This is a genomic window from Endozoicomonas sp. 2B-B, from assembly GCF_053470045.1.
On record NZ_JBLZMU010000001.1, the window covers coordinates 1,428,343 to 1,454,092 of the forward strand.

Below are 25,750 nucleotides of genomic sequence, written 5' to 3' on the forward strand. Positions count from 1 at the left end.
AGCCCGTCCGGCTTCATAGTAAAATTCTGGTTTAGAGTACTTGTATCCTGTTGCAGCTCAACTATAAAACGCTTTGTCAAGGGTTCGGCCTGACTGATGACAGACAACCATAGCAGTAACAGCGCTGCCGCAAATAGTGAGTGTTTAATAATTCTATCCTTGCCTTCTGGTATACAGAGAGGAAGGATAGATCAAGAAAATAAGCGTGCTTTTCTGTCAAATAACATTTCCTAATCCTGATCCACAACAACAGGCTTTCGTTTTCGATGTATTCTTTTGTGATTGGACAACGCAATGGCATTCTTGCAGACCATTCTACATGGCCGTAGCTCTCCATCATCCCCGATCAGGATCTCGTCACAGGTTTTTTGTCCTGTGTGGTATTTGCTTTTATGATCTGACATTGCTCTGGCATTCTTGCAGAGAATTCCGCATGCTTGCGGCTGGCCATCCTCTCTAACCACTGTCGCGTCACAGGTTTTTTGTTCGGTGTGGTCTCTGATTTTATGATTCGATAGAGCCCCGGCATTCTTGTACAGGGCACCGCATAGCCGCTGACGACCATCCTCCCCGACCAGTTTTTTGTTACAGGTTCGCTGTCCGGTGTGAACTCTACTTTTATGAGACGACAGAGATTTAGTATTCTTAGTGGCCTTCCCGCATGGCCGCTGTAGGCCATCTTCTCCAATCACTGACGCATCACAGGTTAGTTTCCTGCTGTGATCACTGGCATGCCTGATACCTGTTGAAAGATGACGTGGTTTTTTAACCCATTGGTATGATCCTGTTGTCGTTTGTTGTGTTACTTTAAAAGAGCTTTGATTTCGAAGATTGAGTAACCCGTTGATGATAATCAAATCTTCAGTGGTGGCAGATTCATTCCCGGGCATTTGCGCATTATGGTGTTGAATGTCAGGTAGACTGTTCAATGTTTCAAAAAGTGGGTTTTGTCGGAAATCCGGAGCGCTTAAAGCATCAAAATCATTGATGGATCTCAAGCAGTGTCCTTCAATCAAGTTGCAGTGTGGGCCCGGTCCGGCTGCTGATCGAAATCTACAAACGCCATTGCAGGAATAGACAAAACAGTTTAAATCCAACGTGTGTTGTTGGTGGGGGGCTTTGTCACCATCACCAGAGCCGGAATACTGAAGTCTGTTAAAATAGCTTATAGGATGTGTGGTTGTAACGGGGGTTTGTTGGTCAGAGCATCCTGATGGTTGGCCCTTTTGTTGTTCATTTTCAGAGCCAGGCATCATAATAGTGACCGAAAAAGGATGCATCCCCAGTGCCGAAATAAAAGCCGACTGTAGTTTAATTGGTTTGAACAGTGGTGAACAGAGGTTCCAGTAGCTTTTTAAAAGCCAGCCGACAGCGACAACTGTTTCTAAAGGAAGCCATGAATAAAAGCTGGGGCTCAGAGGAGTACCTTTTGTGGTCAGTATCAGTTCGTAAGTAACCAGCAGGTTGGTGGCGTATAGCAATTGCCAGGAAATCGACTCGATGATGAACGTTTTTATGCGATAACCATACGATCTTTGTCGTTTGAAATAAGGTAGAGAAGGCTCTGAATATCTTTTTAAGCCATTAATGTCTGGCGGCTTACCCGCCAATTTACGTCGGTCAGGCTTTACAGAAAAACCCTGGTTTGGAGAACCTGGATCCTGTTGGAACTCGACAACAAAACGTTTTGTCAACGGTTCGGCCTGACTAACGACAGACAACGATAGCAGCAGTGGTGTCACAAAGAGAGAGTGTTTAATAATTCTATACCTGCGTTCTGGTATACAGATAGGAAGGATAGATCAAGAAAATAAGCTTGTTTTTCTGACAAAAACCTTTTGCTAATTCTGGTCCACATCAACAGGCTTGCGTTGTTGATGTGTTTTTTTGTGACTTGAAAGAGTTTGTGCACTCTTGCAGAGCGTCCCGCACGGCCGCTGCCGACCATCCTTACCATCCACTGCTATGTCACAGGATAGTTGCCTGTTGTGAGTGTATCTTTTGTGATCTCGCAGAGCGCCGACACTCTTGCAGACCTTCCCGCATGACCGCTGCTGACCATCATCATCGGCCACGATTGCAACACAGGTTCTTTGCCCGTTGTGGTTTCTTTTTTTGTGAAGTGACAGGATGTAGGCATTATTGCAGACCTTCCCGCATGGTTGCGGTTTACCATCCTTGCCGACCACGATTACTTCACAGGTTTTATTTTCGTTGTGGTATCTAAGCTTGTGATACGACAAAGCTCTGACGCTCTTGCAGACCTTTCCGCAAGGCCGCTGCTGGCCATCCTCTCGGACCAGTCGCACCTTACAGATTCTTAGTCCGATGTGGGCGTTTCTTTTGTGATTCGACAGGGCCTTGATATTTCTGAAGACCTTCCCGCATAGCCGCTGCAGACCATCCTCTCCGTCCATGGTCAGGCCACAGGTTCTCTGTTCGATGTGAGTGTTTTTTTTGTGATCCGACAGGGCGATGGCATTCTTGCAGACCTTCCCGCATGGCCGTCGCAGACCATCCTCCCCGAGCAAGGCAAGATTACAGGTTCTTTGGCCGGTGTGGGCGTTTCTTTTGTGATCCGACAGGGCCATGGCATGCCTGCAGACCTTCCCGCATGGCCTTTCCATGCCATCCTCTGTGACCAATGTTACGTCACAGGTTTTTTTCCCGGAGTGCGACCTTCTTTTGTGATCCGACAGGGTCTTGGCATTCTTGCAGAGCTTACCGCATGGTCGCTGTTGGCCATCCTTCCCGACCACGGGCACGACACAGGCTTTTTCACCGGAATGGACTTTTCTTTGGTGATCCAAAAGGGATTTAGCGCTCTTGTAGACTCCCTTGCAATTCCATAGCCGGCCATACTGATCGACCGTTGTCAGGTTACAGTAGACTGGCGCTGCAGGAGCGGTTGTATTGACCGGGTTGTCATTAATGCCATGTGCCTGAAGTTGAATGGCAAAGGGATCATTTGACCTTTCGTTTGCCGAATCAGAATGTAATCGGAATTTACAAACGCCATGACAGGGGTGGACGAAACAATCTAAATCCAAAGTGTGTGAGTCTTGTTGAGGGTCTTCGTAGCCGTCACCGGAGCCGGAAGACAGAGAGCTGGTGAAAACGCTTGTTGGCTGGCGGCTGGCTTGCAGGGCCTGTTGGCCAGATGACTCTGGTAGCTGGCTTTGTTGTTGTGGTTGTTGTTGGTCATATCCGGAGCCTTGAATCATAGTAGTGATCGCAAAGGGCTGACTCCCCTGTGTCAACCTCATTTCTGATTGTTCATCCGGTTTAAACAGCGGTGAGTCGGGGTTCCAATAGCTTTTCAAAAGCCAGCCGACCGTGGCAATCCCTTCTATCGGTAGCCATGAATAAGAGGTAGCACCCAGAGGAGAGGCTTTGCTGGTCATGGTCAGTTTGTAGGCAACCAGCAAATTTGTGGCATAAAGCAACTGCCAGGAAATCGATTCAATGAGGGTTGTTTTAACTTCGTAACTGAATAATCTTTGTCGTTTATCAACAGAGAGTAAATCTGATCTTATAAAGCCGTTTTTGTCGGCAATGCCTGACGGATTCTCCGACAATGCACGTTGCTCTGGCTTTATAGAAAAAATCTGGTTTGAAAAAACTGCATCCTTTTGAAGCTCGACAATATAACGTCTGGTCAAGGTTTCAGCCTGACAGGCGACAGTCAGCGAAAGTAGTAGCAGATGTGCCGCAAAGAGTGAGTATTTAATGATTTTATCCTTGTCTTCGGATATACAGAGAGGAAGGATAGATCAAGAAAGTAAGCGTGGTTTTCTGTCGAAAACTTTTTGCCAAAGGTGGTTACTTATTCATATTACCTTATGGAGGGCTGAGACCGTCTTTCTGGTTCGCATCAACAGGCTTGCGTTTTCGGTGTGTTCTTTTGTGCCTGGACAGGGTACATGTATTCTTGTAAACCTTTCCACATGGCCGGGGCTGACCATTCTTCCCGACCACTGTCACATCACAGATTTGTTGCCCGGAGTGCTCTCTATTTTTGTGATCTGACAGGCTATAGTTACTCTTGCAAACCTCTCCGCATGGCCGTCGCTGGCCATCATCCCCGACCATCATAACGTCACAGGTTTGTTGCCCGGTGTGGGTGCTTCTTTTGTGGTGCCTCAGACCGTTGGCATTCTTGAAGACCGTTCCGCAAAGTCGCGGCTGGCCATCCTCTCCGACCAGGGTCACGTCACAGATTTTTTGCCCGCTGTGGGATCCAAGCTTGTGAGACGACAGGGCTCTGGCGCTCTTGCAGACCTTTCCGCAAAGCTGCGGCTGGCAATTCTCTACGACCACAGTTACGTCACAGGTTTTTTTCCCGGTGTGTTCTCTGAATTTATGACTCGAGAGAGATTGAGCACTCTTCCAGAGTTTCCCGCATGGCCGCAGCTGACCATCCTCCCCGATCACGGTCACATCACAGGTTCTTTGTCCGGTGTGGGTATTTTTTTTGTGATTCGACAGGGCGCTGGCATTAATGCAGACCTTTCCGCATGGCCGTTCCTGACCATCCTCTGTGACTATTGTGACTTGACAGATTTGATGCCCGGTGTGGTCCCTTCTTTTGTGACCCGACAGGGCTACGACATTTTTCCAGACCTCCCCGCATGGTCGCAGCCTGCCATCCTTACCGACCACGGGCATGAGACAGGTTTTTTTACCGGTGTGGAGTTTTCTTTGGTGATTCAAAAGGGATTGAGTACTCTTGTAGACTCTCTCGCAATTCCGTAGCTGGCCATACTTATCGACCATTTTCAGGTTACAGGGGACTGGCGCTGGAGGGGCGGTTGTATTGACCGGTTTGCCATCAATGTCATGTACCTGAATAAGTTGGCTGGAAGCGCATTGGAGTTGAATGGCAAAGGGATCATTTGATGTTGCATTTGCAGGATCAGAATGCCTGATGCAACGATAGCATTGACAATTATGGGGGCATGGGTTTTGTCCGGGTGTTGCTCCTGTAGGGCTTGTCAGACTTTCTTCAGAATTCAGCGACCTTTCATCTGGCTCCATGTTTTCGGAAGGTGGTCGGAATTTACAAACGCCATGACAGGGGTGGATGAAACAATCTAAACCCAAAGTGTGTGCGTGTTGTTGAGGGTCTTCGTAACCGTCACCGGAGCCAGAATTCAGAGGTTTGGCGAAAGCACTTGCTGGTTGACTGGTGGCCTGTGGGGCTTGTAGGCCAGATGATTTTGATAGCTGGCTTTGCTGTTGTGGTTGTTGTTGGTCACAGCCGGAGCCGTGCATCATAGTAGTGATCGCAAAAGGTTGATTCCCCTGTGTCAAGCTCACTTCTGATTGCTCAACCGGTTTAAACAGCGCTGAGTCGGGGTTCCAATAGCTTTTCAAAAGCCAGCCGACAGTGACAATCCCTTCTACCGGTGGCCATGAATAAGAGGTAGCACCCGGAGGAGGGGCTTTGCTGATCATGGTCAGTTTGAAGGCAACCAGCAAATTTGTGGCATAAAGCAACTGCCAGGAAATCGACTCAATGAGGGTTGTTTTTACTTCGTAACTGAAAAAATTCTGTCGTTTATAATCAGGGTCTAAATCTGGTGTTTTAAAGCCGATTTTGTCGGCAATATCTGACGGATTATCCGACAGTGAACGTTGGTCCGGCTTGATAGAATAACTCTGGTTTGAAAAAGCTGCATCCTGCTGAAGCTCGACAATATTACGTCTGGTCAAGGTTTCAGCCTGACAGGCGACAGTCAGTGAAAGTAGCAGCAGAGGTGCCGCAAAGAGTGAGTATTTAATGATTTTATCCTTGCCTCCAGATATACAGAGAGGAAGGATAGATCAAGAAAGTGAGCGTGTTTTTCTGTCAAAAACCTTCTGCCAAAGGTGGTTACTTATTCACATTACCTTACGGAGGACTGAGACTGTCTTTATGGTCCGCATCAACAGGCTTGCGTTTTCGATGTGTTCTCTTGTGCCCAGACAGGGTTTTGGCATTCTTGTAAACCTTTCTACATGGCCGCTGTTGACCATCCTCCCCGACTATCATAACGTCACAGGTTTGTTGCCCGGTGTGGCCGTTTTTTTTGTGATCCGCAAGGATCGACTTATTCTTATAGACCTTCCCGCATGGTCGTCGCTGGCCATCTTCCCCGACTATCATTACGTCACAGGTTTGTTGCCCTGCGTGGGTATTTCTTTTGTGATTATAAAGGGCTCGGCGATTCTTGCAAACTCTTCCGCATGGCCGTCGCATGCCATCCTTACCGACCATCATAACGTCACAGGTTTGTTGCCCGGAGTGAGTGTCTCTTTTGTGCTCCTGTAGAACGCAGGCACTCTTGCAGGCTTTCCCGCATGGCCACTCCTGGCCATCCTCATCGGTCACGATCACATCACAGGTTTTTTGCTCGCTGTGATTTCTTTTTTTGTGATCTGACAGGGTACAGGCATTCTTGCAAACCTTTCCGCATGGCCGTCGCTGGCCATCCTCCCCGACCATCATAACGTCGCAGGTTTGTTGTCCGGTGTGGGTGCTTCTTTTGTGATACTGCAGAGCGCCGACATTCTTGCAGACCGTTCCGCAAGGTCGCGGCTGGCCATCTTCTGCGACCATGGTTACGTCACAGGTTTTTTTCCCGGTGTGTTGTTTGAATTTATGACCTGAGAGGGAGTCAGCACTATTGCAGAGTTTCCCGCATGGCTGCGGCTGACCATCCTCCCCGACCACGATTACATCACAGATTCTTTGCCCGGTGTGGGCGCTTTTTTTGTGAGTCAACAGGGCGCTGGCATTCATGCAGACCTTTCCGCATGGCCGCTCCTGACCATCCTCTGTGACCATTATGACTGCACAGATTTGTTGCCCGGTATGGGCCTTTTTTTTGTGACCCGACAGGGCATCGGCATTTTTCCAGTCCTCCCCGCATGGTCGCAGTCGGCCATCCTCCGCGATCACGGGTGCGAGACAGGTTTTTTTGCCGGTGTGGAATTTTTTTTGGTGATTCAAAAGGGATTGAGCACTCTTGTAGACTTTCTCGCAATTCCGTAGCTGACCATCCTCATCAAGTATTGTCAGGTTACAGGGGACTGGCACCGGAGCGGTTGTATTGACCGAATTGCGGTCAATGTCATGTACTTGAAAAATTTGGCCAGAAGCGCATTGGAGTTGAATGACAAAGAGATTATTTGATGTTTCATTTGCAGAATCAGAATGCCAGTTGCAACGATAGCAGAGACAATTATGGGGGCAGGGGTTTTGTCCGGGTGTTGCTCCTGTTGGGTTTGCCAGACTTTCTTCAGAATTCAGCGACCTTTCAGCTGGCCCCATGTTTTCGGAAGATGATCGGAATTTACAAACGCCATGACAGGGGTGAACGAAACAATCTAAACCTAAAGTATGTGCGTGTTGTTGAGGGTCTTCGTAGCCGTCACCGGAGCCAGCAGACAGAGGGCTGGTGAAAGCACTTGTTGGTCGGCCTTTGGCTTGTTGGCCTGATGACTCTGGTGACTGGCTTTGCTGTTGTGGCTGTTGCTGTGGTTGTTGTTGGTCATAGCCGGAGCCGTGCATCATAGTAGTGATCGCAAAGGGCTGATTCCCCTGTGTCAACCTGATTTCTGATTGCTCAATCGGTTTAAACAGAAGTGAGTCGGGGCTCCAATAGCTTTTCAAAAGCCAGCCGACAGTGACAATCCCTTCTACCGGTAGCCATAAATAAGAGGTAGCACTCAGAGGAGGGGCTTTGCTGGTCATGATCAGTTCGAAGACAACAAGCAAATTCGTGGCGTAAAGCAACTGCCAGGAAATCGACTCAGTGAGGGTTGTTTTTTCTTCGTAACTAAAAAAGTACTGTCGTTTATAGTCGGAGGATAAATCTGGTCTTTTAAAGCCGTTTTTGTCGGTAATATCTGACGGGCTATACGGCAGTGAACGTTGGTCTTTTTTTATAGAAAAACTCTGGTTTGAAAAAACTGAATCTTGTTTAAGTTCCACAATAAAACGCCTGGTCAAGGTTTCTGGCTGACAGGCGACAGTCAGCGAAAGTAGCAGCAGAGGTGCCGCTAAGAGTGAGTATTTAATGACTTTATCCTTGCCTCCGGGTATACAGACAGGAAGGATAGATCAAGAAAGTGAGTTTTTTTTCTTTCAAAAACCTTCTGCTAAAGGTCGTTATTTATTTACTTTATCTTATGGAGGGTTGAGACTGTCTTTCTGGTTCACATCAACAGGCTTGCGTTTTCGATGTGTTCTTTTGTGCGCAGTCAGGGTTTTGGCATTCTTGTAAACCTTTCCACATGGCCGCTGTTGACCTTCCTCACCGACTATCATAGCGTCACAGGTTTGTTGCCCGGTGTGAGCGTTTTTTTTATGATACTCCAGAGCGTTGACATTCTGGAAGACTATGCCGCATGTCTGAGGTTGGCCATTTTCCCCAGTCACGGTTACTTCACAGGTTTGTTGCCCGGAGTGGTATCTTCTTTGGTGATTCATCATGGCAGGACTCTTGCAGATCGTCATGCATGGCCGTTGCTGGCCATCCTCCCCGGCCATCATAAGGTTACAGGTTTGTTGCTCGGTGTGAGCGCTTTTTTTGTGATACCGCAGAGCGTTGACATTCGTGCAGATCTTCCCGCATGGCTGCTGCTGGCCATCCTTATCGGCAATGAGCATACTGCAGGTTTTTTGCCCGCTGTGGTATCCAAGCTTGTGAGACGACAAGGACCTGGCGCTCTTGCAGACTCTTCCGCAAGGTCGCTGCAGGCCATCCTCCCCGACAACGGTTAAGACACAGGTTTTTTGCCCGCTGTGGTGATCGAATTTATGACACGAGAGAATTTGAGCAGTCTTGCAGAGTGTCCCACATGGCTGCGGTTGACCATCGTTCCCGACTATCATAGCTTCACAGATTTGTTGCCCGCTGTGGGCGTTTTTTTTGTGAGCCGACAGGGCGTAGGCATTTATGCAGACCGTCCCGCATGGTTGTGGTTTATCATCCTTGCCGACCACAATGACTTCACAGGTTTTTTGCCCGCTATGATATCCACGCTTATGAGACGACAAGGCTTTGGCGCTCTTGCAGATCGTTCCGCAAGGTCGCTGCTGGCCATCCTCTCCGACCAGGATTGAGTCACAGGTTTTTTGCCCGCTGTGTTGATTGAACTTATGAGAAGAGAGAGAGTGATTGCTGTTGCAGAGTTTCCCGCATGGCCGCAGCTGACCATCCTCACCGACCACGGTTACATCACAGGTTCTTTGCCCGGTGTGGGCGCTGTTTTTGTGACTCGACAGAGCGCTGGCATTCTTGCAGAACTTCCCGCATGGTTGCGGTTTACCATCTTTGCCGACCACAATGACTGCACAGGTTTTTTGCCCGCTGTGGTATCCAAGCTTTTGATCTGACAGGGCTTTGGCGCTCTTGCAGACCGTTCCGCAAGGCCTCTGTTGGCCACTCTCTCCGACTACGGTCACATCACAGGTTCTCTGCATGTCGTGAGCTCTCTTTTTGTGATTCGCCAGGGAGTTGGCGCTCATGCAGACCCTTCCGCATGGCCGTTCCTGACCATCCTTTGTGACCATTATGACTTCACAGGTTTTCTGCCCGGTGTGCGTTCTTCTTTTGTGGCTCGACAGGGCACCGGCATTTTTCCAGACCTTCCCGCATGGTCGCAGCCGACCATCCTGCCCGACCACGGGCGCGAGACAGGTTTTTTTACCGCTGTGAACTTGTTTTTTGTGATTCAAAAGGGATTGAGCACTCTTGTAGACTTTCTCGCAATTTCGTAAGTGGTCATCCTCATCGACCATTGTCAGGTTACAGGCGAATTGCTCTGCAGGGGCGGTTGTATTATCCGGGTTATCATCAATATCATGTACCTGGAATAGTTGGCCAGAAGCGCATTGGAGTTGAATAGCAAAGGGATCCTTTGATGTTTCATTTGCAGGATCAGAATGCCTGGTGCAACGATAGCAGAGACAATTATGGGGGCACGGGTTTTGTCCGGGTGTTGCTACTGTGAGGCTTGTCAGACTTTCTTCAGAATTCAGCGACCTTTCAGTTGGCTCCATTTTTTCGGAAGATGGTCGGAGTTTACAAACACCATGACAGGGGTGGACGAAACAATCTAAACCCAAAGTATGTGCGTTTTGTTGAGGGTCTCCGAAGCCGTCACCGAAGCCAGAAGAAAGAGGGCTGGTAAAAGCGCTTGTTGGCTGGCAGTTGGCTTGTGGGGCTTGTTGGCCAGATGACTCTGGTAGGTGGCTTTGTGGTTGCTGTTGGTCATAGCCGGAGCCGTGCATCATAGTAGTGATCGCAAAGGGCTGATTCCCCTGTGTCAACCTGATTTCTGATTGTTCAATCGGTTTAAACAGTGCTGAGTCGGGGTTCCAATAGCTTTTCAAAAGCCAGCCGACAGTAACAATCCCTTCTATCGGTAGCCATGAATAAGAGGTAGCACTCAGAGGAGGGGCTTTGCTGGTCATGATCAGTTCGAAGGCAACCTGCAAATTCGTGGCGTAAAGCAAATGCCAGGAAATCGACTCAATGAGGGTTGTTTTTACTTCGTAACTAAAAAAATTCTGTCGTTTATAATCAGGGTCTAAATCTGGTGTTTTAAAGCCGTTTTTGTTCGCAATATCTGACGGATTATCCGACAGTGAACGTTGGTCTGGCTTGATAGAATAACTCTGGTTTGAAAAAGCTGCATCCTGCTGAAGCTCGACAATATAATGTCTGGTCAAGGTTTCAGCCTGACAGGCGACAGTCAGCGAAAGTAGCAGCAGAGGTGCCGCAAAGAGTGAGTATTTAATGATTTTATCCTTGCCTCCAGATATACAGAAAGGAAGGATAGATCAAGAAAGTAAGCGTGTTTTTCTGTTAAAAACCTTCTGCTAAAGTTGTTTACTTAATCACATTACCTTATGAAGTGCTGAGAGTGTCTTTCTGGTTTGTATCAACAGGCTTGCGTTTTCGATGGGTTCTTTTGTGCTTAGAAAAGGTGTTTACATTCTTGTAAACCTTTCCACAAGGCTGCGGCTGACCATCCTCTCCGACCATGGTCACATCACAGGTTTGTTGCCCGGTGTGGGCGCTCCTTCTGTGACCCGACAGAGTTCGTTTATTCTTGCAGACGGTTCCGCAAGGTCGTTGCTGGCCATCCTCGCTGACCAATATAGCGTTGCAGGTTTGTTGTCCGCAGTGGTATCTGCTTTTGTGACATGACAGGTCTTGAACACTCTTGCAGACTTTTCCGCATGGCCGCTGCTGGCGATCCTCATCGGCCACGATCACATCGCAGGTTTTTTGCTCGCTGTGGTGTCTTTGTTTGTGACTCGACAGGATATAGGCATTTTTGCAGACCCTCCCGCATGGTTGCTGTTTACCATCCTCGCCGATCACGATTACTTCACAGATTTTTTGCCCGCTGTGGTATCCACGCTTGTGATCTGACAAGGCTTTGTTGCTCTTGCAGACCGTTCCGCATGGCCACTGCCGACCATCCTCTCTGACCAGGGGCATGTCGCAGGTTTTTTGCCCGGTATGTCGACTGTACTTATGAGTGGAGAGAGATTGAGTACTTCTGAAGAGTTTCCCGCATGGCCGCAGCTGACCATCCTCCCCGACCACGGTCTCACCACAGGTTCTTTGTCTGCTGTGGACGTTTTTTTTGTGACTCGACATGGCGCCACCACTCTTGCAGACCTTTCCGCATAGCCGTTCCCTACCATCCTCTGTGACCATTATCACGTTACAGGTTTGCTGCCCGGTGTGGGCACTTCTTCTGTGATTCGACAGGGCAACTAAATTTTTGCAGACCTTCCCGCATGGTTGCAGAAGGCCATCCTCCCCGACCACGGGAGTGAGACAGGTTTTTTTGCCGGTGTGGACTTGTCTTTTGTGATTCAAAAGGGATTGAACACTCTTGTAGACTTTCTCGCAATTCCGTAGCTGACCATCCTCTTCAAGTATTGTCAGGTTACAGGGGACTGGCACTGGAGAAGGGGTTGTATTGGCGGGGTTGTCATCAATGTCATGTACCTGAAATGGTTGGCCAAAAGCCCATTGCAGTTGTATGGCAATGGGATTATTCGATGTTTCATTTGCGGGATCAGAATGTCGAACGCAACGATAGCAGAGACAATTGTGAGGGCAAGAGTTTTGTTCTGGTGTTGTTCCTGAATGGCTTGCCAGACTTTCTTCAGATTTCAGCGACCTTTCAGCTGGCCCCATGTTTTCGGAAGATGATCGGAATTTACAAACGCCATGACAGGGGTGAACGAAACAATCTAACCCTAAAGTATGTGCGTGTTGCTTAGGGTCTCTGAAGCCGTCACCTGAGCCAGATGACAGAGGGTTGGTGAAGGCGCTTGTTGGCTGGCGTGTGGTTTGTGGGGCTTGTTGGTCAGATGACTCTGGTAGCTGGCTTTGTGGTTGCTGTTGGTCATAGCCGGAGCCGTGCATCATAGTAGTGATCGCAAAGGTCTGATTCCCCTGTGTCAACCTGATTTCTGATTGTTCAATCGGTTTAAACAGTGCTGAGTCGGGGTTCCAATAGCTTTTCAAAAGCCAGCCGACAGTGGCAATCTCTTCTATCGGTAGCCATGAATAAGAGGTAGCACCCAGAGGAGGGGCTTTGCTGGTCATGATCAGTTCGAAGGCAACCAGCAAATTCGTGGCGTAAAGCAACTGCCAGGAAATCGACTCAATGAGAGTTGTTTTTACTTTGTAACTGAAAAAACTCTGTCGTTTATAATCAGAGGCTAAATCTGGTGTTATAAAATTGTTTTTGTCGGCAATATCTGACGGATTATCCGACAGTAAACGTTGGTCTGGCTTTATAGAAAAACTCTGGTTTGAAAAAGCTGCATCCTGTTGAAGCTCGACAATATAACGTCTGGTCAAGGTTTCGGCCTGACAGGCGACAGTTAGAAAAAGTAGCAGCAGAGGAGCCGCTAAGAGTGAGTATTTAATGATTTTGTCCTTGCCTCCAGATATACAGAGAGGAAGGATAGATGAAGAAAGCAAGCGTGATTTTCTGTCAAAAACCTTCTGCTAAAGGTTCTTTCTTATTCACTCTACCTTATGGAGGGCTGAGACCGTCTTTCTGGTCCGCATCAACAGGCTGGCGTTTTCGATGGGTTCTTTTGTGATTAGACAGGGTCGATGCATTCTTGTAAAGCTTTCCGCATGGCCGTCGCTGACCATTCTCCCCGACCACTGTTACATCACAGGTTTGTTGCCCGGTGTGGGCGTATTTTTTGTGACGCCACAAGACATTTTTATTCTTGTAGACCTTCCCGCATGGCCGTTTCTGGCCATCCTCTGTGACCATTATGGCGTCACAGGTTTGTTGCCCGGAGTGGGTACTTCTTTTGTGATAACAAAGGGCAAGGTTATTCTTGCAAATTGTTCCGCATGGCCGTTGCTCACCATGCTCCCCGACCATCATAAAGTCACAGGTTTGTTGCCCGGAGTGAGTGTTTCTTTTGTGCTCCTGTAGAACGCAGGCACTCTTGCAGGTCTTCCCGCATGGCCTCTCCTGGCCATCCTCATAGGTCACGATCACATCACAGGTTTTTTGCTCGCTGTGATTTCTTTTTTTGTGTTCAGACAGGGTAAAGACATTCTTGCAAACCTTTCCGCATGGTCGTCGCTGGCTATCCTCTCCGACAATCATAACGTCACAGGTTTGTTGCCCGGTGTGGGTGCTTTTTTTGTGATACCGTAGAGCGCTGACATTCTTCCAGACCGTTCCGCAAGGTCGTTCCCGGCCATCCTCATCGGTCACGATCAGAGCACAGGCTTTTTGCTCACTGTGCTGTCTTTGTTTGTGATCTGACAGTTTATAGACATTCTTGCAAACCTTTCCGCATGGTCGTTGCTGGCCATTCTCCTCAACCATCATAACGTTACAGGTTTTTTGCCCGGCGTGAGTGCTATCTTTGTGATACCGTAAAGCGTCGACATTCTTGCAGAGCGTTCCGCAAGGTCGCTGCTGGCCATCCTCTCCGACCAGGATTACGTCACAGGTTTTTTGCCCGGTGTGGCGTCTGAATTTATGGCTCGCGAGAGACCTGGAACTCTTGCAGAGTGTCCCGCATGGCTGCGGCTGACCATCCTCCCCGATCACGGTCACATCACAGGTTCTTCGCATGTCGTGGGCTCTTTTTTTATGACTCGACAGGCTGCTGGCGTTCATGCAGACCTTTCCGCATTGACGTTCCTGACCATCCTCTGTGACCCTTATGAGTTCACAGGTTCGCTGCCCGGTGTGCGTCCTTCTTTTGTGGTCCGACAGGGCACCGCTACTCTTGCAGGTCTTTCCGCATGGCCGTTCCTGACCATCCTTTGTGACCATTATAACATCACAGGTTTTCTGCCCGGTGTGTATCCTTCTTTTGTGGCTCGACAGGGCATTGGTATTTTTCCAGACCCCCCCGCATGGTCGCAGCCGGCCATCCTTCCCGACCACGGGCGCGAGACAGATTTTTTTACCGCTGTGGACTTGTTTTTTGTGATTCAAAAGGGATTGAACACTCTTGAAAACTTTTTCACAATTTCGTAGCTGACCATCCTCATCAAGTATTCTCAGGTTACAGGGGACTGGCACAGGAGCGCTTGTATTGAACGGGTTGTCATCAATGTCATGTCCCTGAAACAGTTGGCCAGAAGTGCATTGGAGTTGAATGGCAAAGCGATCATTTGATGTTTCATTTGCAGAATCAGAATGCCTGCTGCAACGATGGCAGAGACAATTGTGGGGGCATGGGTTTTGTCCGGGTGTTACTCCTGTAGAGCTCGCCAGACTTTCTTCAGAATTCAGCGCCCTTTCAGTTGGCCCCATGTTTTCGGAAGATGCCCGGAACTTACAAACGCCATGACAGGGGTGAACGAAACAATCTAAACCCAAAGTATGTGCGTGTTGTTGAGGGTCTCCGAAGCCGTCACCGGAGCCAGAAGACAGAGGGCTGGTGAAAGCGCTTGTTGGTTGGCGTGTGGCTTGTTGGCGAGATGACTCTGGTAGCTGGCTTTGTTGTTGTGGTTGTTGCTGCTCATAGCCGGAGCCTTGCATCATAGTAGTGATTGCAAAGAGCTGATTCCCCTGTGTCAACCTCATTTCTGTTTGTTCAATCGGCTTAAACACTGCTGAGTCGGTGTTCCAATAGCTTTTTAAAAGCCAGCCGACAGTGATAATCCCTTCTACCGGTAGCCATGAATAAGAGGTAGCACCCGGAGGGGGGGCTTTGCTGGTCATGATCAGTTCGAAGGCAACCAGCAAATTCTTGGCGTAAAGCAACTGCCAGGAAATCGACTCAATGAGGGTGGTTTTTATTTCGCAATTGAAAAAGCATCGTCGTTTATAATCAGAGAGTAAATCTGGTGTGATAAAACCGTTTTTGTCGGCAATATCTGACGGATCATCCGACAGTGCACCTTGGTTTGGCTTTATAGAAAAACTTTGGTTTGAAAAATCTGCATCCTGTTGTAGCTCAACAATATAACGTCTTGTCAACGTTTCGGCCTGACAGGCGACAGTCAGCAAAAGTAGCAGCAAAGGTGCCGCAAAGAGTGAGTATTTAATGATTTTATCCTTGCCTCCAGATATACAGAGAGGAAGGATAGATCAAGAAAGTAAGCCTGTTTTTCTGTCAAAAACCTTCTGCTAAAGGTTCTTACTTATTCACTTTACCTTATGGAGGGCTGAGGCCGTCTTTCTGGTTCGCAGCAACAGGCTTGCGCTTTCGGTGTATTCTTTTGTGCACAGACAGGGTTTTGGCATTCTTGTAAACCTTTCTGCATGGTCGCTGTTGGCCATCCTCACCGACTATCATAACGTCACAGGTTTTTTGTTCGGTGTGGGCATTTCTTTTGTGGTTACAAAGGGCTTGGCGATTCTTGCAAACTGTTCCGCATGGCCGTCGCTCACCATCCTTCACAACCATCATAACGTCACAGGTTTTTGTCCCGGTGTGTTGTTTGAATTTATGACACGCGAGAGAATCAGCACTACTGTAGAGTTTCCCGCATGGCCGCGACTGTCCGTCCTCCCCGACCACGGTCAAATCACAGGTTCTTTGCCCGGTGTGAGCGCTTTTTTTGTGTCTCGACAGGGCGCTGCTATTCATGCAGACCCTCCCGCATGGTTGCGGTTTATCATCCTTGCCGACTACGATTACTTGACAGGTTTTTTGCCCACTGTGACATCCAAACTTATGAGACGACAAGGCTCTGGCGCTTTTGCAGACCTTTCCGCAAGGCCACTGGCGTCCATTTTCTCCGACCAGGGTCACGTCACAGGCTTTTTGCCCGGTGTGGGCGTCTCTTTTGTGATCCGACAGGGAACCGGCATTCTTGAAGACCATCCCACAAGGCTGCGGCTGACCATCCTCATCGACCACGGTCACATCACAGGTTCTTTGCCCGGAGTGGGTGCTTGTTTTGTGACTTGACAGGGCGCTGGCATTGCTGCAGACCTTTCCGCATTGACGTTCCTGACCATCCTCTGTGACCATTATGATTTCACAGGTTTGCTGCCCGGTGTGCATCCTTCTTTTGTGGCCCGACAGGGCACCGGCATTCTTGCAGACCTCTCCACATGGCCGTTCCCGACCATCCTCTGTGACCATTATGACGTTACAGGTTTGTTGCGCGGTGTGGGCCTTTATTCTGTGATTCGACAGGGCACCGGCATTTTTCCAGACCTCTCCGCATGGTCGCAGCCGGCCATCCTTCCCGACAACGGGCACGAGACAGGTTTTTTTACCGGTGTGGTATCCTTTTCTGTGTTTCAAAAGGGATTGAGTAGTCTTGTAGACTTTCTTGCAATTCCGTAGCTGGCCATCTTTATCGACCATTGTCAGGTTGCAGGTGAATTCGGAAGATGGTCGGAATTTACAAACGCCATGACAGGGGTGAACGAAACAATCTAAACCCAAAGTATGTGCGTGTTGTTGAGGGTCTTCGTAGCCGTCACCGGAGCCAGAAGACAGAGGGTTGGTGAAAGCGCTTGTTGGCTGGGGGGTTGTTTGTGGCGCTTGTTGGCCAGATGACTCTGGTAGCTGGCTTTGTTGTTGTGGTTGTTGGTCATATCCGGAGCCGTGCATCATAGTCGTGATTGCAAAAGGCTGATTCCCCTGTGTCAACCTCATTTCTGATTGTTCAATCGGTTTAAACATCGGTGAGTCGGGGTTCCAATAGCTTTTCAAAAGCCAGCCGACAGTGACAATCCCTTCTACCGGTGGCCATGAATAAGAGGTAGCATCCAGAGGAGGGGCTTTGCTGGTGATGGTCAGTCCGAAGGCAACCAGCAAATTCGTGGCGTAAAGCAACTGCCAGGAAATCGACTCAATGAGGGTTGTTTTTATTTCGTAATTGAAAAACCATCGTCGTTTATAATCAGAGAGTAAATCTGGTGTGATAAAACCGTTTTTGTCGGCAATATCTGACGGATGATCCGACAGTGCACCTTGGTTTGGCTTTATAGAAACACTTTGGTTTGAAAAATCTGCATCCTGTTGTAGCTCAACAATATAACGTCTTGTCAACGTTTCGGCCTGACAGGCGACAGTCAGCGAAAGTAGCAGCAAAGGTGCCGCAAAGAGTGAGTATTTAATGATTTTATCCTTGTCTCCAGGTATACAGAGAGGAAGGATAGATCAAGAAAGTAAGCCTGTTTTTCTGTCAGAATCTTTCTGTTAAAGGTTGTTGCTTACTTCAGATTACCTTATGGAGGGCTGAGACCGTCTTTCTGGTTCGCATCAACAGGCTTGCGTTTTCGATGCATTCTTTTGTGCACAGAAAGGGTTTTGGCATTCTTGTAAACCTTTCCACATGGCTGCGGCTGACCATCCTTTCCGACCACGGTCACAGCACAGGTTTTTTGCCCACTGTGCTTTCTTTTTTTGTGATCTGACAGGATATAGGCGTTCTTGAAGACCCTCCCACACAGTTGTGGTTTACCATCCTTGCTGACCACGAGTACCGCACAGGTTTTTTGCCCGCTGTGGCATCCAACCTTGTGAGATGAAAGGGTTTTGGCGTTCTTGCAGACCGTTCCGCATGGTCGCTGCTGACCACCCTCTCCGACCACGATCACGTCACAGATTTGTTGCCCGGTGTGGGCGTCTCTTTTGTGACCCGACAAGGGACCGGCATTCTTGAAGACCTTCCCGCAAGGCCGTGGCTGACCATCCTCATCGACCACGGTCACATCACAGGTTCTTTGCCCGGTGTGGGCGCTTGTTTTGTGACACGACAGGGCGCTGGCATTCTTGCAGACCTTTCCGCATTGACGTTCCTGACCATCCTCTGTGACCATTATGATTTCACAGGTTTGCTGCCCGGTGTGCTTCCTTCTTTTATGGCCCGACAGGGCACTGGCATTCTTGCAGACCTCTCCGCATGGCCGTTCCCGACCATCCTCTGTGACCATTATGACGTTACAGGTTTGTTGCCCGGTGTGGGCCTTTAGTCTGTGATTCGACAGGGCAGTGGCATTTTTCCAGACCTCTCCGCATGGTCGCAGCCGACCATCCTTCCCGACTACGGGCACGTGACAGGTTCTTTTACCGGTATGGTATCCTTTTCTGTGGTTCAAAAGGGATTGAGTAGTCTTGTAGACTTTCTTGCAATTCCGTAGCTGGCCATCCTTATCGATCATTGTCAGGTTGCAGGTGAATTCGGAAGATGGTCGGAATTTACAAACGCCATGACAGGGGTGAACGAAACAATCTAAATCCAAAGTATGTGCCTGTTGTTGAGGGTCTCCGCAGCCGTCACCGGAGCCAGAAGACAGAGGGTTGGTGAAAGCGCTTGTTGGCTGGGGGGGTGTTTGTGGGGCTTGTTGGCCAGATGACTCTGGTAGCTGGCTTTGTGGTTGTTGTTGTTGTTGGTCATATCCGGAGCCGTGCATCATAGTAGTGATCGCAAAGGGCTGATTCCCCTGTGTCAACCTCATTTCTGATTGTTCAATCGGTTTAAACAGCGGTGAGTCGCGGTTCCAATAGCTTTTCAAAAGCCAGCCGACAGTGATAATCCCTTCTACCGGTAGCCATGAATAAGAGGTAGCACCCGGAGGGGGGGCTTTGCTGGTCATGATCAGTTCGAAGGCAACCAGCAAATTCGTGGCGTAAAGCAACTGCCAGGAAATCGACTCAATGAGGGTGGTTTTTATTTCGCAATTGAAAAAGCATCGTCGTTTATAATCAGAGAGTAAATCTGGTGTTACAAAACCGTTTTTGTCGGCAATATCTGACGGATCATCCGACAGTGCACCTTGGTTTGGCTTTATAGAAAAACTTTGGCTTGAAAAATCTGCATCCTGTTGTAGCTCAACAATATAACGTCTTGTCAACGTTTCGGCCTGACAGGCGACAGTCAGCAAAAGTAGCAGCAAAGGTGCCGCAAAGAGTGAGTATTTAATGATTTTATCCTTGCCTCCTGATATACAAAGAGGAAGGATAGATCAAGAAAGTGAGCGTGTTTTTCTGTCAAAAAACTTCTGCTAAAGGTCGTTACTTATTCACATTACCTTGCGGAAGGCTGAGACCGTCTTTCCGGTTCGCATCAACAGGCTTGCGTTTTCGATGGGTCCTTTTATGCGCAGACAGGGCCATTGCATTCTGGTAAACCTTTCCGCATGGTCGCAGCTGACCATTCTCCCCGAGCACGGTCACATCACAGGTTTGTTGCCCGGTGTGGGTGCTTATTTTGTGATACCTTAGAGCGCTGACATTCTTGCAGACCGTTCCGCAAGGTCGCGGCTGACCATCCTCTGCGACCATGGTTACCTGACAGGTTTTTTTCCCGTTGTGTTGTTTGAATTTATGAGAGGAGAGAGAACCTGCACTATTGCAGAGTTTCCCGCATGGCCGCAGCTGACCATCCTCCCCAACCACGGTCACATCACAGGTTCTTTGCCCGGTGTGAGCGCTTTTTTTGTGGCTCGACAGGGCGCCGGAATTCATGCAGACCTTCCCGCATGGTTGCGGTTTATCATCCTTGCCGAGCACGATTACTTCACAGGTTTTTTGCCCACTGTGACATCCAAACTTGTGAGACGACAAGGCTCTGGTGCTTTGGAAGACCTTTCCGCAAGGCCGCTGCTGGCCATTCTCTGCGATCAGGGTCACGTCACAGGTTTGTTGCCCGGTGTGGGCGTATCTTTTGTGATCGGAAAAGGCGCTGGCATTCTTGCAGACCTTCCCGCAAGGCCGCAGCTGACCAGCCTCACCGACCACGGTTACATTACAGGTTCTTGGCCCGGAGTGGACACTTGTTCTGTGACTCCACAGGGCGAAGACACTCATGCAGACCTTTCCGCATAGACGTTCCTGACCATCCTCTGTGACCATTGTGATTTGACAGGTTTGCTGCCCGGTGTGTGTCCTTCCTCTGTGGCTCGACAGGGCACTGGCATTCTTGCAGACCCTTCCGCATGGTCGTTCCCGACCATCCTCTGTGACTATTATGACGTTACAGGTTTGTTGCCCGGTGTGGGCACTTCTTCTGTGATTCGACAGGGCAACGGCATTTTTCCAGACTTCCCCGCATGGTCGCAAACGGCCATCCTCCCCGACCACGGGTGCGAGACAGGTTTTTTTACCGGAGTGGACTTTTCTCTGGTGATCAAAAAGGGATTGAACGCTTTTGTAGACTTTCTCGCAATTTCGTAGCTGACCATCCTCATCAAGCGTTGTCAGGTTACAGGGGACTGGCTCTGGAGGGGGGGTTGTATTGGCCGGGTTGTCATCCATGTCATATCCCTGAAAAAGTTGGCCAGAAGCGCATTGGAGTTGAATGGTAAAGAGATTATTTGATGTTTCATACGCAGAAGCAGAATGCCTGATGCAACAATAGCAGAGGCAATCATGGGGGCATGGGTTTTGTTCGGGTGTTGTTGCTGTAAGGCTCGCCAGACTTTCTTCAGATTTCAGCACCCTTTCAGTTGACCCTATGCTTTCGGAAGATGGTCGGAAGTTACAAACGCCACGACAGGGGTGAACGAAACAATCTATACCCAAAGTATGTACGTGTTGTTGAGGGTCTTCGAAGCCGTCACCGGAGCCAGAAGACAGAGGGTTGGTGAAAGCGTTTGTTGGCTGGCGGGTTGTTTGTGGGGCTTGTTGGCCAGATGACTCTGGTAGCTGGCTTTGTGGTTGTTGGACATATCCGGAGCCGTGTATCATAGTCGTGATTGCAAAAGGCTGGTTCCCCTGGGTCAACCTCATTTCTGATTGTTCAATCGGTTTAAACATCGGTGAGTCGGGGTTCCAATAGCTTTTCAAAAGCCAGCCGACAGTGACAATCCTTTCTACCGGTGGCCATGAATAAGAGGTAGCGCCCGGAGGGTGGGCTTTGCTGGTCATGATCAGTTCGAAGGCAACCAGCAAATTAGTGGCGTAAAGCAATTGCCAGGAAATCGACTCAATCAGGTTTTTTTTTACTTCGTAACCGAAAAAGCATCGTCGTTTATAATCAGAGAGTAAATTTGGTGTTATAAAACCGTTTTTGTCGGCAATATCTGACGTATCATACGACAGTATATGCTGGTTTGGTTTTACAGAAAAACTCTGTTTTGAAAAAGTTGCATCCTGCTGTATTTCGACAATATAACGTCTTGTCAACGTTTCGGTCTGACAGGCTACAGTCAGGGAAAGTAGCAGCAAAGGTGCCGCAAAGAGTGAGTATTTAATGATTTTATCCTTGCCTCCAGATATACAGAGAGGAAGGATAGATCAAGAAAGTAAGCCTGTTTTTTTGTCAGAAAGCTTCTGTTAAAGGTCGTTACTTCCCATTATCTTATGGAGGGCTGAGACTGTCTTTCTGGTTTGTATCAACAGGCTTGCGTTTTCGATGCATTCTTTTGTGCACAGACAGGGTTTTGGCATTCTTGAAAACCTTTCCACATGGCCGGGGCTGACCATCCTTTCCGACCAGGGTCACATCACAGGTTTTTTGCCCACTGTGCTTTCTTTGTTTGTGATCTGACAGGATATAGGCATTCTTGAAGACCCTCCCACACAATTGTGGTTTACCATCCTTGCTGATCACGAGTACTGCACAGGTTTTTTGCCCGCTGTGGCATCCAGCCTTGTGAGATGAAAGGGCTTTGGCGTTCTTGCAGACCCTTCCGCATGGTCGCTGCTGGTGACCCTCTCCGACCACGATCACGTCACAAGTTTCTTGCTCGGTGTGGGCGTCTCTTTTGTGACTCGACAGGAGACCGGCATTCTTTAAGACCTTCCCGCAAGGCCGCAGCTGACCATTCTCATCGACCACGGTTACATCACAGGTTCTTTGCCCGGAGTGGGCGTTTTGTTTGTGATTCGACAGGGCGTCGGCATTCTTGCAGACCTTTCTGCATGGCCGTTCCTGACCATCCTCTTTGACCACTATGACGTCACAGGTTTGTTGCCCGGTGTGCGTCTTTCTTTTGTGATACCCAAGGGTGCTGGCATTCTTGCAGACCTTCCCGCATGGTCGCAGCTGACCATCCTTCCCGACCACGAGCGCGAGACAGGTTTTTTTACCGGAGTGGTATGCTCTTTTGTGATTCAAAAGGGAAAAAGCGCTCTTGTAGACTTTCTCGCAATTTCGTAGCTGACCATCCTCATCAAGTATTGTCAGGTTACAGGGGACTGGCACTGGAGCGGTTGTATTGACCGGGTTGTCATCAATGCCATGTCCCTGAAACAGTTGGCCAGAAGTGAATTGGAGTTGAATGGCAAAGAGATTATTTGATGTTTCATTTGCAGAATCAGAATGCCTGATGCAACGATGACAGAGACTATTATGGGGGCATAGGTTTTGTCCGGCTGTTGCTCCTGCAGGGCTTGTCAGACTTTCTTCAGATTTCAGCACCCTTTCAGTTGACCCTATGCTTTCGGAAGATGGTCGGAAGTTACAAACGCCATGACAGGGGTGAACGAAACAATCTATACCTAAAGTATGTGCGTGTTGTTGAGGGTCTTCGAAGCCGTCACCGGAGCCAGAAGACAGAGGGTTGGTGAAAGCACTTGTTGGTCGGCTGTTGGCTTGTGGGGCTTGTTGGCCAGATGATTCTGGTAGCTGGCTTTGTTGATGTGGTTGTTGTTGGTTATAGCCGGAGCCGTGCATCATAATAGTGATCGCAAAGGGCTGATTCCCCTGTGTCAACCTCATTTCTGATTGTTCAAACGGTTGAAACAGCGGTGAGTCGGGGTTCCAATAGCTTTTCAAAAGCCAGCCGACAGTGACAACCCCTTCTATCGGTAGCCACGAATAAGAGGTAGCACTCAGAGGAGGGGCTTTGCTGGTCATGATCAGCTCGAAGGCAACCAGCAAATTCGTGGCGTAAAGTAACTGCCGGGAAATCGACTCAATGAGGGTTGTTTTTATTTCGTAACTGAAAAATTTTTGTCGTTTATCATCACAGGGTAAATCTGGTGTTTTAAAACAGTTTCTTTCGGAAATATCCGATATAATATACGACATTAAGCGTTTATTTGACTTTATAGAAAAGCTCTGTTTTGAAAAAACTGCATCCTGTTGAATCTCGACAATAAAGCGTCTGGTCAAGGTTTCGGCCTGGCAGGCGACAGTCAGCAAAAGTGGCAGCATAGGAGCCGCTAAGAGTGAGTATTTAATGATTTTATCCTTGCCTCGGGGTGTACAGAGAGGAAGGATAGATCAAGAAAGCAAGCGTGTTTTTCTTTCAAAAACCTTCTGCTAAAAGTTTTTGCTTATTCACTTTACCTTATGGAGGGCTGACAGCGTCTTTCTGGTTCGCAGCAACAGGCTTGCGCTTTCGGTGTATTCTTTTGTGCACAGACAGGGCTTTGGCATTCTTGTAAACCCTTCCACATGGCCATTGCTTGCCATCCTCCCCGACCGTCATAACGTCACAGGCTTGTAGCCCGGTGTGAGGCCTTCTTTTGTGATCACATAGAGCGCTGACATTCTTGTAGACCTTCCCGCATGGCCGCTGCAGGCCATACTCATCGACCACGATCACATCACAGGTTTTTTGCTCGCTGTGGTATCCAAGTTTGTGAATCCATAAAGCTTTGGGGTTCTTGCAGACCGTTCCGCAAGGTCGCTGCTGGTCATTCTCTTCGACCACGGTCAGGTTACAGGTTTTTTTCCCGGTGTGCTGGTTAAATTTATGACACGAGAAAGATTGAGCACTCTTGCAGAGTTTTCCGCATGGCCGCGGCTGACCATCTTTCCCGACCACGATCAGGTCACAGGTTCTTTGAGCGGTGTGGGCGTTTCTTTTGTGATGCGACAGGGTGATGGAATTCTTGCATACCCTCCCGCATGGTTGCGGTTTATCATCTTTGCCGACCACGATCACTTCACAGGTTTTTTGCCCGCTGTGGTATCCACGCTTGTGAAACGACAAGGCTCTGGTGCTCTTGCAGACCGTTCCGCAAGGTCGCTGCTGGCCATCCTTTTCGACCACTGTCACGTCACAGGTTTGTTGCCCGGTGTGGGTCCTTATCTTGTGATTCGACAGGGCACCGGCATTTTTCCAGACCGTTCCGCAAGGTCGCTGCTGGCCGTCCTCTTCGACCACTGTAAAGTTGCAGGTTTGTTGCCCGCTGTGGACCCTTCTTCTGTGATTCGACAGGTTACTGGCATTTTTGCAGACTTCCCCGCATGGTTGCAGCCGACCATCCTTCTCGACTACGGTCGCGAGACAGGTTTTTTTGCCGGTGTGGATTTTTCTTTGGTGATTCAAAAGGGATGCAACACTCTTGTAGACTTTCTCACAATTGCGAAGCTCGCCATCCTCATCGACCATTGTCAGGTGACAGCTGACTTGTTCCACAGCGGCGGTTGTATTGACCGGTTTGTCATCAATGCCATGTACCTGAAATTGGTCGCCAGAAGCCCATTGGAGTTCAATGATAGAGGGATCACTTGATGTTTCATTTGCAGGATCAAAATTCCAGATGCAACCATAGCAGAGACAATTATGGGGGCATGAGTTTTGTCCGGGTTTTGCTTCTGTAAGGCTTGCCAGACTTTCTTCAGAATTCAGTGACCTTTCATCTGGCCCCATGTTTTCGAAAGATGATCGGAATATACAAATGCCATGACAGGGATGGACGAAACAATCTAAACCTAAAGTATGTGCTTGTTGTTGAGGGTCTCCGAAGCCGTCACCAAAGCCAGAATGCAGAAGGCTGGTGAAAGAGCCTGTTTGTTGGCTGATGGCTTGTGGTGCTTGTTGGCCAGATGACTCTGATAGCTGGCTTTGTTGTTGTGGTTGTTGTTGGTTATATCCGGAGCCGTGCATCATAGTAGTGATCGCAATGGGCTCATTCCCCCGTGCCAACCTCACTCCTGATTGTTTAATCGGTTTAAAAAACGATGAGTCGGGGTTCCAATAGTTTTTCAAAAGCCAGCCGACAGTGACAATCCCTTCTACTGGTGAGCATGAATAAGAGGTAGAACCCGGAGGGTCGGTTTTGCTGGTCATGATCAGTTCGAAGGTAACCAGTAAATTCGTGGCGTAAAGCAACTGCCATGAGATCGATTCAATGAAGGTTGTTTTTACTTCGTAACTGAAAAATCTTTGTCGTTTATCATCAGAGGGTAAATCTGGTCTTTTAAAGCCGTTTTTTTCGGTAATATCTGACGGGTTATCCGACAATGCACGTTGGTCTTGCTTTAAAGAAAAACTCTGGTTTGAAAAAGCTGCATCCTGTTGAAGCTCGACAATATAGCGTCCGGTCAAGGTTTCGGCCCGACAGGCGACAGTCAGCAAAAGTAGCAACAGA

At 48.7% G+C, this 25,750-nt stretch carries 12 protein-coding genes; all 12 read right to left on the reverse strand.

Features of this window, described 5'->3' with window-relative positions; genetic code table 11:
• Window positions 1–230 precede the first annotated feature (230 nt).
• The 12 genes from ACOMHB_RS05895 to ACOMHB_RS05950 all read right to left on the reverse strand — a co-directional run bounded on the left by ACOMHB_RS05895 (window position 231) and on the right by ACOMHB_RS05950 (window position 25,746).
• Window positions 231–1,694, reverse strand: coding sequence for a hypothetical protein (locus ACOMHB_RS05895; protein WP_448215867.1), 1,464 nt, complete (start codon window positions 1,692–1,694; stop codon window positions 231–233).
• A gap of 147 nt (window positions 1,695–1,841) precedes the next feature.
• Window positions 1,842–3,662, reverse strand: coding sequence for a hypothetical protein (locus tag ACOMHB_RS05900; RefSeq protein WP_448215868.1), 1,821 nt, complete (start codon window positions 3,660–3,662; stop codon window positions 1,842–1,844).
• A 178-nt stretch (window positions 3,663–3,840) separates the two neighbouring features.
• Window positions 3,841–5,715: a hypothetical protein gene (locus ACOMHB_RS05905; protein ID WP_448215869.1), complete on the reverse strand. Its 1,875-nt coding sequence runs from the start codon at window positions 5,713–5,715 to the stop codon at window positions 3,841–3,843.
• A 178-nt stretch (window positions 5,716–5,893) separates the two neighbouring features.
• Window positions 5,894–7,978: a hypothetical protein gene (locus ACOMHB_RS05910; RefSeq protein WP_448215870.1), complete on the reverse strand. Its 2,085-nt coding sequence runs from the start codon at window positions 7,976–7,978 to the stop codon at window positions 5,894–5,896.
• 195 nt (window positions 7,979–8,173) lie between these two features.
• Entirely contained in the window at window positions 8,174–10,723 is a 2,550-nt protein-coding gene (locus tag ACOMHB_RS05915) for a hypothetical protein (protein ID WP_448215871.1), read from the reverse strand.
• Between the two features lie 178 nt (window positions 10,724–10,901).
• The gene (locus tag ACOMHB_RS05920) at window positions 10,902–12,884 is read right to left on the reverse strand and encodes a hypothetical protein (RefSeq protein WP_448215872.1); all 1,983 of its coding nucleotides are present in this window, start codon (window positions 12,882–12,884) and stop codon (window positions 10,902–10,904) included.
• A 178-nt stretch (window positions 12,885–13,062) separates the two neighbouring features.
• Window positions 13,063–15,495, reverse strand: coding sequence for a hypothetical protein (locus ACOMHB_RS05925; protein WP_448215873.1), 2,433 nt, complete (start codon window positions 15,493–15,495; stop codon window positions 13,063–13,065).
• 178 nt (window positions 15,496–15,673) lie between these two features.
• On the reverse strand, window positions 15,674–17,527 hold the full coding sequence (locus ACOMHB_RS05930; protein ID WP_448215874.1) for a hypothetical protein: 1,854 nt from the start codon (window positions 17,525–17,527) through the stop codon (window positions 15,674–15,676).
• 179 nt (window positions 17,528–17,706) lie between these two features.
• Complete coding sequence (locus ACOMHB_RS05935; protein WP_448215875.1) at window positions 17,707–19,335, reverse strand: hypothetical protein; 1,629 nt, start codon at window positions 19,333–19,335, stop codon at window positions 17,707–17,709.
• Between the two features lie 160 nt (window positions 19,336–19,495).
• Entirely contained in the window at window positions 19,496–21,607 is a 2,112-nt protein-coding gene (locus tag ACOMHB_RS05940; RefSeq protein WP_448215876.1) for a hypothetical protein, read from the reverse strand.
• A 175-nt stretch (window positions 21,608–21,782) separates the two neighbouring features.
• The gene (locus ACOMHB_RS05945) at window positions 21,783–23,582 is read right to left on the reverse strand and encodes a hypothetical protein (RefSeq protein ID WP_448215877.1); all 1,800 of its coding nucleotides are present in this window, start codon (window positions 23,580–23,582) and stop codon (window positions 21,783–21,785) included.
• A 136-nt stretch (window positions 23,583–23,718) separates the two neighbouring features.
• Window positions 23,719–25,746: a hypothetical protein gene (locus ACOMHB_RS05950; RefSeq protein ID WP_448215878.1), complete on the reverse strand. Its 2,028-nt coding sequence runs from the start codon at window positions 25,744–25,746 to the stop codon at window positions 23,719–23,721.
• Window positions 25,747–25,750: the final 4 nt, after the last annotated feature.